General features: G+C 64.2%; 12 protein-coding genes. 5 read left to right on the top strand and 7 right to left on the bottom strand.

Annotated features, from left to right (window positions below):
- Positions 1-75: 75 nt before the first annotated feature.
- The 3 genes from VOI18_RS12430 to VOI18_RS12420 form a co-directional block, all read right to left on the bottom strand.
- Positions 76-1779 carry a methyl-accepting chemotaxis protein gene (locus VOI18_RS12430; protein WP_323762738.1) on the bottom strand — a complete coding sequence of 568 codons (1704 nt, stop codon included), beginning with the start codon at positions 1777-1779 and terminating at the stop codon, positions 76-78.
- A 122-nt stretch (positions 1780-1901) separates the two neighbouring features.
- Positions 1902-3974: a TonB-dependent receptor plug domain-containing protein gene (locus VOI18_RS12425; RefSeq protein WP_323762737.1), complete on the bottom strand. Its 2073-nt coding sequence runs from the start codon at positions 3972-3974 to the stop codon at positions 1902-1904.
- A gap of 31 nt (positions 3975-4005) precedes the next feature.
- Positions 4006-4515: a hypothetical protein gene (locus tag VOI18_RS12420; RefSeq protein ID WP_323762736.1), complete on the bottom strand. Its 510-nt coding sequence runs from the start codon at positions 4513-4515 to the stop codon at positions 4006-4008.
- Positions 4516-4833: 318 nt separating this feature from the next.
- Here VOI18_RS12420 and VOI18_RS12415 point away from each other — a divergent pair, with 318 nt between their 5' ends.
- The gene (locus VOI18_RS12415; protein WP_323762735.1) at positions 4834-5298 is read left to right on the top strand and encodes a paraquat-inducible protein A; all 465 of its coding nucleotides are present in this window, start codon (positions 4834-4836) and stop codon (positions 5296-5298) included.
- On the opposite strand, the gene VOI18_RS12410 is transcribed toward VOI18_RS12415, so the two are convergent.
- Complete coding sequence (locus VOI18_RS12410) at positions 5295-5771, bottom strand: MarR family winged helix-turn-helix transcriptional regulator (RefSeq protein ID WP_323762734.1); 477 nt, start codon at positions 5769-5771, stop codon at positions 5295-5297. The two genes, VOI18_RS12415 and VOI18_RS12410, sit on opposite strands and share 4 nt — an antisense overlap.
- An 84-nt stretch (positions 5772-5855) precedes the next feature.
- Here VOI18_RS12410 and VOI18_RS12405 point away from each other — a divergent pair, with 84 nt between their 5' ends.
- Together VOI18_RS12405 and maiA are read left to right on the top strand one after the other, a co-directional pair.
- The gene (locus VOI18_RS12405; RefSeq protein WP_323762733.1) at positions 5856-6500 is read left to right on the top strand and encodes a fumarylacetoacetate hydrolase family protein; all 645 of its coding nucleotides are present in this window, start codon (positions 5856-5858) and stop codon (positions 6498-6500) included.
- A gap of 3 nt (positions 6501-6503) precedes the next feature.
- Positions 6504-7151 (top strand): maleylacetoacetate isomerase, encoded by a 648-nt coding sequence (maiA, locus tag VOI18_RS12400; RefSeq protein WP_323762732.1) that lies wholly within the window; start codon positions 6504-6506, stop codon positions 7149-7151.
- Between the two features lie 110 nt (positions 7152-7261).
- Here maiA and VOI18_RS12395 read toward each other — a convergent pair whose 3' ends face one another.
- Positions 7262-8434 (bottom strand): DUF418 domain-containing protein, encoded by a 1173-nt coding sequence (locus VOI18_RS12395; protein ID WP_323762731.1) that lies wholly within the window; start codon positions 8432-8434, stop codon positions 7262-7264.
- 144 nt (positions 8435-8578) lie between these two features.
- On the opposite strand from VOI18_RS12395, the gene VOI18_RS12390 reads away from it, so the two are divergent.
- Positions 8579-8848 carry a hypothetical protein gene (locus VOI18_RS12390; RefSeq protein ID WP_323762730.1) on the top strand — a complete coding sequence of 90 codons (270 nt, stop codon included), beginning with the start codon at positions 8579-8581 and terminating at the stop codon, positions 8846-8848.
- A 173-nt stretch (positions 8849-9021) separates the two neighbouring features.
- Positions 9022-11073 (top strand): hypothetical protein, encoded by a 2052-nt coding sequence (locus VOI18_RS12385; RefSeq protein WP_323762729.1) that lies wholly within the window; start codon positions 9022-9024, stop codon positions 11071-11073.
- Between the two features lie 30 nt (positions 11074-11103).
- Here VOI18_RS12385 and VOI18_RS12380 read toward each other — a convergent pair whose 3' ends face one another.
- Both VOI18_RS12380 and VOI18_RS12375 read right to left on the bottom strand, forming a co-directional pair.
- Entirely contained in the window at positions 11104-11733 is a 630-nt protein-coding gene (locus VOI18_RS12380; protein WP_323762728.1) for an ABC-type transport auxiliary lipoprotein family protein, read from the bottom strand.
- On the bottom strand, positions 11730-12680 hold the full coding sequence (locus VOI18_RS12375) for an MlaD family protein (RefSeq protein WP_323762727.1): 951 nt from the start codon (positions 12678-12680) through the stop codon (positions 11730-11732). Before VOI18_RS12375 ends, VOI18_RS12380 begins: the two co-directional genes overlap by 4 nt.
- Between the last annotated feature and the right edge of the window lie 2 nt (positions 12681-12682).

Genomic DNA, 12682 nt, shown 5'->3' with positions numbered 1-12682 from the left:
AAAAAGAAAGCGCCCGGACCGAGGGGGGAGAGGGTCCGGGCGCTTGTGTTGCAAGGCGACATCTGGGGGGAGAGATCAGCCTGCCTCGCGAACCTCGGTCAGGAATGTTTCGACGGTGGAATTCAGTTTCTCGGCACGTTCCGACACGGTCCGCACGGCCCGCAACACATCCTGCGATGCGTCGCCGGTCTGACGGGCCGAGCGGGACACCACATCGACATTGTCCGAAACGGCCCGGGCGCTGGTGGCGGCATGCGAGACCGAGCTCGAGATCTCGCGGGTCGAGGCGCTCTGCTCTTCCGCCGCTGCGGCAATTGCCGATGCCGACCGTGAGATCTCGCCGACCGCGCGGGTCACGTCCTCGATTGAGGCCGAGGACGACGCCGCCGCTTCCTGGATGGCCTGGATCTGGTCGCGGATATCGTCTGTCGCCTTGGCGGTCTGGGCAGCCAGCGACTTGACCTCCGAAGCGACGACCGCAAAGCCCTTGCCGGCTTCACCGGCGCGGGCCGCCTCGATAGTCGCATTCAGGGCCAGCAGGTTGGTCTGCTCGGAAATGTCGTTGATCAGCTGGACCACATTGCCGATTTCCTGGGCTGCAGCGCCAAGATTGTCGACAACCGCACGGACCGACTTCGCCCGTTCATCGGCCTGGCTGGCCATGTCCGAGGAACCCTGGATCTGCTGCGTGACTTCGGCGATGGACGCGGTGAGCTCTTCCGAGGCCGCCGCGACGGATTCCACATTGGCCGACGCTTGCGCGGCGGACGTTGCCATCTGGCCGGACTGCTCGGACCCTTCGGTCGCCGCATGGGACAATTGTTCGGCGATCGCCGACATCGAGGAACAGGCCTCGTTCACTTCGCCCAGCATCGCCATGACCTCGGCGTCAAAGGTCTGGGCAAGGTCATTGAGCTTGGCGGCGCGGCGCTCATTGGCTTCGGCCTGGGCGCGCTGCTCCTTCTCGAGCTCCTCGGCCTGCAGGCCCTTCTCGCGGAAACGGCGCAGGCTCTCGACCACGGCGCCCAATTCGTCAGAGCGCTCCAGCGCCCCGATATCGAGGGAATAGTCTCCATCGGCCAGGGTTTCCGTCGCCGCAGCGATCTTGCGGACCGAGTTGGAAATCTGGCGACCGAAGAGGACAGCAAGGGCAATCAGGGCAACACCGACACCGACCGTCAGGCCAATGAAGAGGATGATGGAGTTGCGGGCGGCGGCCTGGGTGTCGGCGGCGTCCATGCGGGCCAGCGAGGCACCTTCCATGGCCAGGCCGTCGAGGTCGGCGCTGATTTCGGCGAACACCGCATCAAACGGCTGCAGGAAGGCGACCGAGCTGGCAAAGTCGAGTTCCAGCATCTGACCGACAAAGTCGAGCGCGTCCTTGTAGAGCGCCAATTGCTCAACCAGGCTGTCGAACGTATCGGTGGCGGTCGCAATGTCCGCTCCGGAGCTCTGCAGTTGGACGATGCGGGCAGACAGGCCGTCAACGCGGGAGCTGACCGCATCAAACTCGGCCATCACATCGATCGGATTGCCGGCAGCCTGGGAGGTCACCACGGCTAGAACCTGGCTGTTGATGGTCTGCAGCTCGGATTTCAGGTCGGTGAGTTCGAGGGCAACATTCATCTCCCGCATCGCACGTTGCTGGCTGTCAGAGCCGTTCTGCAGGGACCAGGCCCCCAGACCAGCGACAGCAATCAATGCGATGATCGCCGCGACAGGCGCGACCGCAAAGGATTGCGCAATCGTCAGCTTGAAGATGGATTTTAGCTTGCCCATGGTCGTCTCCCGGATGACATCACCGATTGGCGGTTTTGCCGTTACTCGAACATTTCGCCCGAATCGCTGAAGTCAGGGTTAACGCCCGGCCGCCAGGTGCGGCGGCCGGGAGTCATTATTGATTAGAAGTCGGCGGTCAGGCCGAACCAGTAGCGCGCGGCGACACCGGGACCCGATGTAACCTGCTCGCCATCACCGAAATTGGCATTCTGGGCGGTGAAGTTGAGATCGACCCGATCATTCACTTCACGGTTCACCCGTACCGACAGGGCCGTATAGGCATCGACATCGACCAGGGTCGGAAGGCCGAAGGCGAACTCACGCGGCTGCGTCGAGGAGGCCACATGGTTGGCGTAGGCATCGACTGTCCAGCCATCGCCGCTCCACCCGAGATTGGCGTTGAGCCGCATGTCCGGCGTGCCGCTCTCGAACGCGACGGGATGGGTAAATCCGGCCTGGTTGACGGTGAGACTGTCTTCGATGTCATAGACCGAGGCGTTCGTGCCCCAGCGCCAGGGACCATGTTCGCCGGTCAGGGAGATTTCCGCGCCCAGCATCGAGCTGTCGCCCTGGTTGGAGAAGCGGAAGGCAAAGGTCGGGATAGGCGTGGTCGTCAGGTCCACGAAATCCGGCGCGGCCCCGAAGAAGCCCTTGAGGCTCTCGGTTTCAACCTGGAACACCGCCGCTCGCAGCTGAACATTCGAGGTCAGCTGGCGGTCATAGGCCAACTCGTAGGAGGTGATCAGGGTCGGCTGGATGGTCGGATCGCCGACAAAGGCAGCCGGCAGCGGACCAAACGGCGTGGCGATCGGCGAGGTCAGTGTGAAGCCGAACTCGGTCAGCGACGGCGCCTGGATGCCGCGGCCTGTGGTCAGCCGCAAGGTTGATCGCTGATCGACCTTCCAGGACAGAGCCGCATTATAGCTGAATTCGTCGACCGACTGGTCGTAGTCCGCCTGGCTGTAGCCGAAGAAGGGCGACGGCGCGCTCGAGCGCTCGAGGTCGAGCATGTCGTAGCGACCGGCCAGCGTGAGCGTCCAGTCGGAATTCAGGTTGCGCGACCACATGCCCGACACCGACGTCACGGTATAGCTGACATCACCATTGCCAGCATCCGGGGTCGAAGTCATCTCGTTCTCGCGCCATTCGGCGCCAATCCGGAAGGTGTTGTTGGTACCGACCTTGAAGATGTCCTGCAGCTGCACAACCGTGACCGAATTGTCGTAGGGGACAGAGACGGTCTGGGCCGGCGTCGTTGTGTAGTCAGCGGTCAGCTCATTGCGATAGGCGCGCGCGGTGATGATGCCGTAATCCGTGTCCGACGACACTTCACCCTTGATCGACGAGGACGTCGTGTCGGCACCGCCGGTGAAATAGAGCGGGAAGACTTCCGGCTGGATGACGTGGGCATAGGTGGCCTCGATCGAATAGTCGACCGAGCCGACCCGGCCACTCAATTCGGCGGCGCCGGTCAAGCGATCAAAGTCGACCGTTGGAATATAGGCCTCGGATGTGGTCGCACCGGGAAGGTTTCCGAACGGCCCGACATCAAACTGGTCGGCGCGGCTTCCGCCAATGCTCAGGCGAAGGGCGGCAGCGTCAGAAAACTGGTAGCCGGCCACTGCACTCATCTCGGCATAGCCACCGTCACCAATTGACATGGTGGCCGTTTGATATTCTCCGAAACGGGCATTGCGGGTCACGATATTGACCACGCCGGACACCGCGTTGAAACCGTAGAGGGCCGATTGCGGGCCCTTGACCACTTCGATCTGCTGGATTTCAGAGAGCTGGACCGGAATGGCCGACCAGTTGGTATAGCCATAGTGATCGAGATAGACTTGGCGACCATTCACCAGCACCAGCAGACGGGGCGCCATCGGCTGGTTGTAACCACGGACAGAGGCTTCGCCCTGGCCGAAAGTGTAACGGTCACTGTCGACACCGGCGAAGTGACGCAGGATGCCGGGAATATCGCGTTCCGGGAAACGTTCGATATCGGCTTGGGTGATAATGATCATTGTCGCAGGCACATCCGACGACCGTTGCGGTGCGCCCGTGGCGCCCGCCGTAACCGGCTCGCCGAACAAATCGCCCATGGCAGCATAGTCAAGCGACTGGGCAGCAGCCGCGGCGGAGAAACCGACGCTCAGCGCAAGCACGGAGATCGATGTCGTGAGGAATTGGGTCTTCATGGCAGTTACTCTTTCAAATCTCGAATTGCGCTTAGATTTCTTCGATCATCATGGCGAAGGCGGCGGCGAAGGAGACCGACGAGCTGTCAGCGGCACCACGATTGACAACAATCCGGACTGACGGCGTGCTCTGCACACCCATCACGCATTGTGCGCTCTCCACACAGCTCATCTCGGTCGAGACCGTCATGACACCGGCCGAGCTCGCGGCGGAATACACCGCGGCATCGCCCGCTGCACCGCCGATCAAGACGGCGGCATCGGCGCCGCCGATGGCACCCGCGTCGGCCATCGGTACGAGGCGCGCATTCAGCGTGACGCGGCCGGCCGAGAGGCCGCCGGCCATGGCCGAAGCCAGGGCCTGGGCCTCGGCTTCGCTGCCCGGGTCATAGACAATGGCGACGGTACGATCCGATCCGGAGGCGCCCTCGACGAAACCGAGCGCGCGACCGATCACTTCCAGATCGCGCTGCGTTGTCTCGGCCATCGCCGGTGTTGAGACAAGAAGGCCAGCCAGAGCCGGCAGAATGAATTTACGCATTGGGGACACCCCGTCCTGTTCCACATTTCACCGCAGTGCGGCGTATGGGGTGGAACTAGGCGAGGGATATTAACCATGCATTTCGTCCGGGTAATTGGATATTACAAGGCTCACAAAGCCTTGTCGGCACGCTGACAACCTTGAGTGCGTCGCATTGTGCAGCGCACCGAGGCCGACGGCGTCGTCATCGGTAAGCAGGGCGAGGCTCGACACCGCGTCGCGGGTTGCCACACAATTTGCGATCGCCGCCGCTATTCGGCCCTCTTCCTCTGACTGAATGTTGTCATGCAGACGGCTGGGAAACGCAGATCAACCTCATTGACGACCGGGATCCTGCTTGTAGCCAGCGTCCTTTTCGTCCCCGGATTAACCCTGTCGGCGCTTGAAACACGGCATTTGGGACTGTGGGGTGACGAGCATTCCATCCTCGGGCTCGCCCTCACCCTCGCCGCCGAGGGAGACTGGCTGCTGGCCGCCACGGTGTCGCTGTTCTCGATCGGCTTTCCGCTGACCAAGCTGGTCTGGATGTGGCGGCTGCAGGTCTTTTCGGATGGAAGAGCGGGCGAGACAGAATCAGCCCGGCGCGGCAGTTCCCTGAAATGGCTCGAACGCCTGGGCAAATGGTCCATGGCCGACGTGCTGGTCATCGCGCTGATCGTTTTCAGCCTGCGCGGCAATCTCCTGCTCGAAGCCCGGCCGCTGTTCGGAGCGGGCTGTTTTGCGCTTTCCACACTGATCGCCATGTGGGCGGCCGGGCGGATCGTCTCCGAACAGGGAGGCTAGTCCGGTGCGGTGCCAAGAAGTTCCTCGGCCCGGCCGCGGACAGTTTCGAGCAATCTCACCAGGCTTGCCACTTCCGCTGCGTCCAAGCCGTCGAGGACGTCAGCCTCCGCTCCGAGCGCCACCGGCGTGATGTCCCTGTACAGCGTCCGGCCCGTGTCGGTCAGGCGCAGGTCACGCGATCTGCGGTCGGCCGCCCGTTCAGCCCGAACCACCAGTCCACGGCCGACCAGCGCCTTGACCGCGCGGCTGACAGAGACCTTGTCCATGGCCGCGATGTCGGACAGGGCCTGGGCCGTCATTGGCTCCTTTTCGCCAAGCAGGGCGATAACCCGCCATTCCCACACCGTCAGGCCAAAGCGGGCCTGATAGGCGTGTGCAACAACGCGGCTGACCTGGTTCGACGTCACGGCCAGCCGATAGGGCAGATAGTCGTGCAGGCTCAGGGCGGGCGGGGTCTCTGTCGGCTCGGTCATGCCTCACAGGTGCCGGATGCCGGCTGCAGCTGCAAGACGTTTGTTGGCTCGACGAAGCGCCGCGCGCTCGGCTATCGATAGGGAATGAGCGATATCATCCCCTGCCCCGCCCCGCCGCGTCTCGCCCTCGATGGCGACAGCCGCACTTTTCCGGTCAGCCGGATATTCTGCATTGGCCGCAACTATGCCGACCATGCCAAGGAAATGGGGGAGGCCGCCGAAGCGATTTTCTTCACCAAGCCGGCGACCGCGATCACCTGCGCGGCGGCGATCCCCTATCCGGCCGGGACCGAGGACCTGCACCATGAGGTCGAGCTGGTCCTGGCCTTGGGCGAAGGGGGAGCCATCATTGCATCGGGCACGGGTGTCGACCTGACAAAGCGCGACCTGCAGGCCCGCCTCAAGGCCAAGTCGGCGCCGTGGGAGATTGCCAAGGGTTTCGACAACTCCGCCCCGATGGGCGCTCTGCGCCCCGGACCGCCGCCGGCGGCCGGCCCGATCAGCCTCGCCGTCAATGGCGACACACGGCAGTTGGGGGATCTCGGGCAGATGATCCTGCCGCCGCAGGACCTGCTGGCCCGCCTGGGCCGGTATTTTGCGCTCCGGGCCGGCGACCTGGTGTTCACCGGAACGCCGTCCGGCGTCGGCGCTCTCAATCCCGGGGACAGTGTTGCCGCGCGGATCGAGGGTCTGCCGCCATTGGACTTCACCCTGACCGAAAGGCTCTGAGCGATGACCACAACACTCTACGGCTATTGGCGCTCAAGCGCGGCCTACCGCCTTCGGATCGCGCTCAATCTGAAGGGCGTGCCTTATGAGCAGGTTGCCGTGAACCTGAAAACCGGCGAACAGTCCGGAGCTGACTGGCTGGCGATCCAGCCACAGGGCCTGGTGCCGGTGCTGGAGCATGATGGCGACCGCCTGCTGCAATCGCCGGCCATCCTGGAATGGATCGACGAGACCTGGCCTGAACCCGCCTTCCTGCCGCGGGACCCGGTCGAGCGGTGCCGCACGCGCGGGTGGGCCTCGATCATTGGCTGCGACATCCACCCGCTGCAAAACCTGCGCGTCCTGAAAACCGTCGCCGGTGACCTCGGACAGGGCCCCGACGGCATGAAGGCCTGGGCCCAGCGCTGGATGCGCAGTGGCCTCGACGCCCTGGAGACGCTGGTCAGGGCCGCGCCGCGGACCGGCCACTATCTGGGAGGACAGACACCCGGCCTCGCCGACATCTATCTTGTTCCGCAACTCTACAATGCCCGGCGCTGGGGTCTGGATGTCGCGGCCTGGCCGGTACTGGAGGCTGCCGATGCGGCCTGCCAAGCGCTGCCGGCCTTTCAGGATGCGCTCCCGGAGAACCAGCCAGACGCGGATAGCTAGTTCGAACACTTTCGCTGGACCGCGTTCACGGCTGCGGCCTGGGCACATCGGCCTGCGCTCCCGGCAGAGGCGGTGCGTGCTAACGACTGACGGGACGGGATGACGGGCGGTCAGTTTCGGCGCAAGCGCGCAAAGTGCCGGTTGGACAGGCCCTCCAAAAGCCACTCGACCGGCCCTACCCTTAGCCATCTGTCAATGGCCCATACCGCTCCCGCCTGTACGATCGCCAGCACAAGGCCCAGCCCGAACAGGCTTGCCGGACCCATTTGCCCGTAGAGGGCGATCCCGGAGACACCCGAAAAAACGAGCGTCAGCAAGACGATCTGTCCGACATGAAGGGTCAGCCAGACATGACCGGCCCGGATCAGGAATAGTTGGACGTGTTCAGCAACCCGGTAGCGAACCGCCAGCACTCCCAGCATGGCATAGCCACTGGCGGCCAATGCCGCTCCGGTCGCATGGGCAGCAATACCGCCCCAGGCCTGCGAGGGCGCAAATCCGGCACTCATGGCGTTCAACGCGCTCCAGCCATTGAGCGGCAGGCCGATGCCCAGCGCCGTCGCTGCGCCGAGCACCAGCGGCATGACCGGCCAGTTGCCGCTCCAGAAGCGACGCTCGACCAATTCCATTCCCAGCAGGACAAGGCCCAGCACACCGCCACCGAGAAAGAACACTTCGACGAGATGGAACTGCAATGCCGTGGCCATGTTCTCGGGCAGCCGGGCCCAGAAGCCGGACTGATGCGCCGCTTCAATGTCGGCAATGCGGGTCGCGTCGAGGCCGAGCAGATCGGCCAGGCCCATCGTGTCCGGCAACAGCGCCGTAATGCCGGCACCGGTCAGCAGGATCAGGAATGTCCCGCCGATGAGCCCGCTCAGCGTCATCCAGCGGGTCGCGGTCGGCAAAGCCTGCATCGGCACCGCAATCATTCCCGCCAGCGCCAGGACGGTCAGCAATTCGCCGTGCCAGAACAGGTAGGCCAGTGCCAGCCCGGCCACGAATAACCAGCCCAGGCCTCGGGTTCCGTCCTGCTGATGCCGCAGCGCAAGCGCCGACCCGAACAGCACCAGCAGCAGGATATTGAAGGTCCACGACACGAACGTCTGGCCCGCCCACCAGGCCAGCGTGTCGAATGCGCCGGGCGTTGCGGATTGTAGCGGCAGGATGTCAGCGGCGGCCCACACATGAGCGAAGCCGGACAGGTTGGCGAACAACAAGCCGAAAACGGTCACGCCGAGCATGATCAGGACACCGGCTTCCTCGGCCTCGCTCGCCTCGTTCATGTCCGCTCCAAGGGGCGCGCGCCCCATTCTGGCCATGTTGTTACCAACTCTTCACGAACCTCTCATGTTACGTGAATTGCCAGCACCGTATGCAGGTCCTAGGCACATGTTCAATACCAACCGGGTCCGGGACGCACACCTGACATGATCCAGTTTCTTATCTCCATCATCGAATGGTTTGCGATCGTTGCCCTGTCATCGATCGGCATCGAGGCTGACGCTGTCAGCGGTTGCGTGTCGGGCCAGTCCGCACAACCGGCCGAATACCGCGAGGCGGTCATGTGGGTTGGCGCGGTCGATGTGAAGGCTGCACGGACCAATCTGATGTCGGACCCCTGTCAGCAATGGCTGCCCATCGGCGACCCGCGCGAAGTGCCGGAACTGCTAGCACCACCACTCGTCTACGCCAGCTGATCACCCTCGCCCGGCGCCCGGTCAGGTCATCTTTCCGGTGCAAATATTGAATTTGCATAGATTATCTGTGTGCCTGACGCGCATCTGGCCTTATTCTCTGTCATGATATCAAGCACCGACAGGCTCGCGCATGCGGGCCCGCCGCAATGCAGATCGCAGCGATCAGGCCCCAAATGACCGAGACGAACACAGACCACACGATCGAACTGGCGGAGATGACCATGGCCGATGAGGACAAGGGAACCCCGCTGACACAAGCGACCCCAACCGCTCTTGCCACTCCGGCGTCCGACAATGGACGTCATGCCGACGCGCCGCCTCGCGGCGGCAACTGGCTGGTCTGGCTGGGCAATTGCTTTGCGCTGTTCTGGGTCGGCGGTGCGAGCGCCTTCCTGTGGGGATATCTGGGTATCCAGTCGTTCGAAGCCTTGGGCCGCTATGGGTTCGGACAACTGACGGGTCTCTCTGTCTTTGCGCTCCTGCCTGCGTTGATCTTCATCATTGCCGGAATGATGGCACGGGAGATCGTGCGCAACTCGGCCAATACACGACGGGTCGAGCTCGCCATCCGCAAGCTCGCCGAGCCGGCCCAGTACGCACGACACGAAGTGCAGACCCTGTCCGACGCGGTTTCCGGCGAGGTCGAGCGGATCAACTCGGCGCTCGAAAGCGCCCTCGCCCGTCTCGCGGCCATGGAAGAGGTGATCAGCCATCACGCCGAGTCGCTGGAACAGTCGGCGACCGACGCCCGTGACCGAACCGAACACCTTCTGAAAGGGCTGCGGACCGAACGCCTGCGCCTCGGCGAAGTCTCCGAATCTCTCGATGACAAGGCGGCCCTGATTGCCGCGGCGATTTCCGACCAGTCCAAAATGGTCGCAGCGGCGGCTGAACTTGCGGCCAGCCAGGCGACCGACAGCGAGAAACGCATCCGGGCCAGTGTCCAGGATCTCAATGAGGCCGGCAGTGCCGTGACCGAGCGCAGCGACGCCGCCGCACTGGTCATCGCGGAGCGCACAGGCCATCTGCGCGAGCTGTCCGACGGCCTCAAGGAACGTTCGGAGAATCTCGACGCGGCCTATGTCAAACACCGCCAGCGCCTGGCGGATGCCGGCGAAGCCCTGCGGCTCGAGCAGGAAAAAATCGCCGCTGCGCTCGACTTCCACAAGGCCGAGCTCGAGGTCATGGCCTCGACCGCAAGGGACGGGGCGGACGCCCTCAACTCGGCAGCCTCCAACGGTGCGGTTGCATTCCGTGAGGCGGTCGAATCCGCGATTGAACGCGCCGACGGCATGGCCGGGCGGGTCCGGTCGGAAACTGAAAGCGCCGCCCAGGAGCACGAGTCGGCACTCGCCCGGCTGATCGCCTCGGCACACGAAGCCAAGGCTGTCTCCGACGCGGCGATCGAAGCGATCGAAGCCCAGGCCGATATCGTCGCCAGCAAGGTCGAACAGACCAACGAAGCGGCCTATGCCGCCGCCCGCCGGTCTGACGAAGCCTTTGACCTGCGGCTAGCGGAGGCGGACAAGCTGACCAAGCGGGCCTCGGTCGCTGCCGACGAGGCCGCGGAATCTGTTCGCAAGCGTCTGGAAGCCGTTCTGGCCTCGGCCCGATCTGAAACCCAGACGGTGGAACGCCACATCGAGACCATGACCGCACGCCTCGAAGAACTGCCCGGCGTCGCCCGCGATCGCGCCCAAGAGACCGCCGACACGCTGCGTCGCGGCCTCGAGGGCCTCAATGCTGCCGCCATGGCAGCTGCCGAAGAAGCCCAGGAAATCGACGCGGCCTTCCAGGCCCGCATCCGCCAGAACTATGAATTGCTGTCCGATTTCATGTTGCGTATGGGGTCGGTGGCCGGTGGCCGCCGGGCACCGGAACTCGCCAGCAACGAATTGCCCGATCCCCTGGCCGGCCGCAGCAAGTCGCGCCGCCCGGCTGCCGAGACAGAACCCGTCTGTGATGGGGAGGAGGCCGACGCCGACACGCCGGTCGATGACGACATGAAGCGGCCGCTCGGCCATTCCGAGGCCTCCACCCAGCCGCGCGCCGAAAATGCTGTCGGTTTCCCGGAGCGCGGCGGTCGACGCAGCGGCGCTTCCGGCGGCGAGCCAGGCTGGCGCTGGAAAGACCTGCTGTCGTCCATGCCGGACGAGGACGATGCACCGGCACCAAAGGCCGGGCGCCGCAGTCGCAAGGAAGACGGAGGCTCCAGCGACAGCTGAGCCCGTCCGCCCGTTCTCGGACCGGAAAGATCAGTCGCCGGCGTGTGCGGTCCGGCCGGCCGTCCAGTCCGCGATTTCTCGACTGGCGGAATGAGCCGCCTCGTCAAACGCCAGTACGATCGAACTGGTGCGATTGGCCGCCGCGCGGACCTCAGCCGTCACCACCCGGGCACCGGCGAAACGCCGCCCCTGTTCAGCGACCAGACGGGCTGAGATCCGGACCCGGATCAGAGGCGCCGCGTCGGCGCCGCGGTCGTACACCGCTTCGAATTCCTGCATGTCCAGGCGCAATTCATAGTCCGCCCGGATGCCATCATCAGACCGGGTCGGCGCAAGACGACCGTCATGGGCGTTGAAGGAATCGATCAACAGGCTCTGCAACAATCGCGGGGTCGGGGAAATCCAGCGCGCGCCGTGGATATAGGCGAGGCTCGACCCGTCCTGCATGATGGCGATCTGGTCGCCGGACAAACCGCGCGGCGCATTGGGCACGTCGATCTCGATCACCGTCCAGCTGTCGCCCCGCAGCGCAACCGGCTCCGGCGAGGACAGGCGGTATACCGAGACCGGTTCGGATTCCGGCAACAGCGACACACAGGCCGAGACCGACAGGGCACTCAGGCCGACCAGGGCTGCACGGATGTAACGGGACCGGCTCATTGCGGCACCTCCACGGTTTCGCGGGGCGCTCCGGCAATGAAGCCGCCCGGATTGCTTTCCACTTCAGACGTAATCCGCTCCAGCGACGCCACAACGCGGCGCAGGTCGGACAGGGTCCGGTTGAGGTCCTCGATGCCGCTGTCCGCCAGGCTCTCAATCGCCGGCTGCAGGGTCAGCACGATCTGGTTGGTGTCAGCAGCGGCCTGGTTGACCGCCATGGCAGCCAGCGTGGTCTCATTGGTCGCGAGGGTCATCTCATTGTCGAGGAAGGCCGTGGCGGTGACACCAAACTCCTGCAAGGACATGGCGGCAGCCGACATATCACTGGCGGCGGTGTCGATCCCTGCGAGCGTGTTGCGCATGTCAGCAATCAGGGCCTCCTCCTCGGACAGCCGGTCGGTGATCTCACGCAGATTGGTCAGCGTCTCGGAGACCTCATTCACATTCTGCTCGGACAATAGCGCGGTCAGCCGGAACAGGGCCGTCTGCGCCGCATCGAGCACATCCTCCGATCCCTCGACCAGGCCTTCCAATTGCGCCCGGCGGGCAAAAATTCGCGGAACCGGCCGGTTGGCCGGGCTCTCGAGACGCTGGGCATCCGGCGTTCCGCCAGTAATCAGGACATAGGACAGACCGGTCAGACCCTGCGGCTCGAGCTGGGCTTCGCTGTTGGTACGCACCGGGGTTTGCGCCAACACCCGGATGCGGGCGATCACGCGGCTCTGGTCATCCAGCTCCAGCTCGGTGACCTCACCCACCTGGATACCATTGAAACGAACTTCCCCACTCTCGCGCAATCCACGCACCGGGCCATCAAAGACAATGTCATAAAAGGCGTAGTCCTCGTCGAACGAGACCTTGCCAAGCCAGAGCGCGAAAAAACCGCCGGCCGCCAGGAGAAGGACGGCAAACAGACCGACCAGGGCGTGATGGGCTTTGGTTTCCATAT

Source organism: Maricaulis sp. (genome assembly GCF_034670125.1).
Taxonomy (GTDB): Bacteria; Pseudomonadota; Alphaproteobacteria; order Caulobacterales; family Maricaulaceae; genus Maricaulis.
This window is presented reverse-complemented; position numbering and strand designations above follow the sequence as displayed.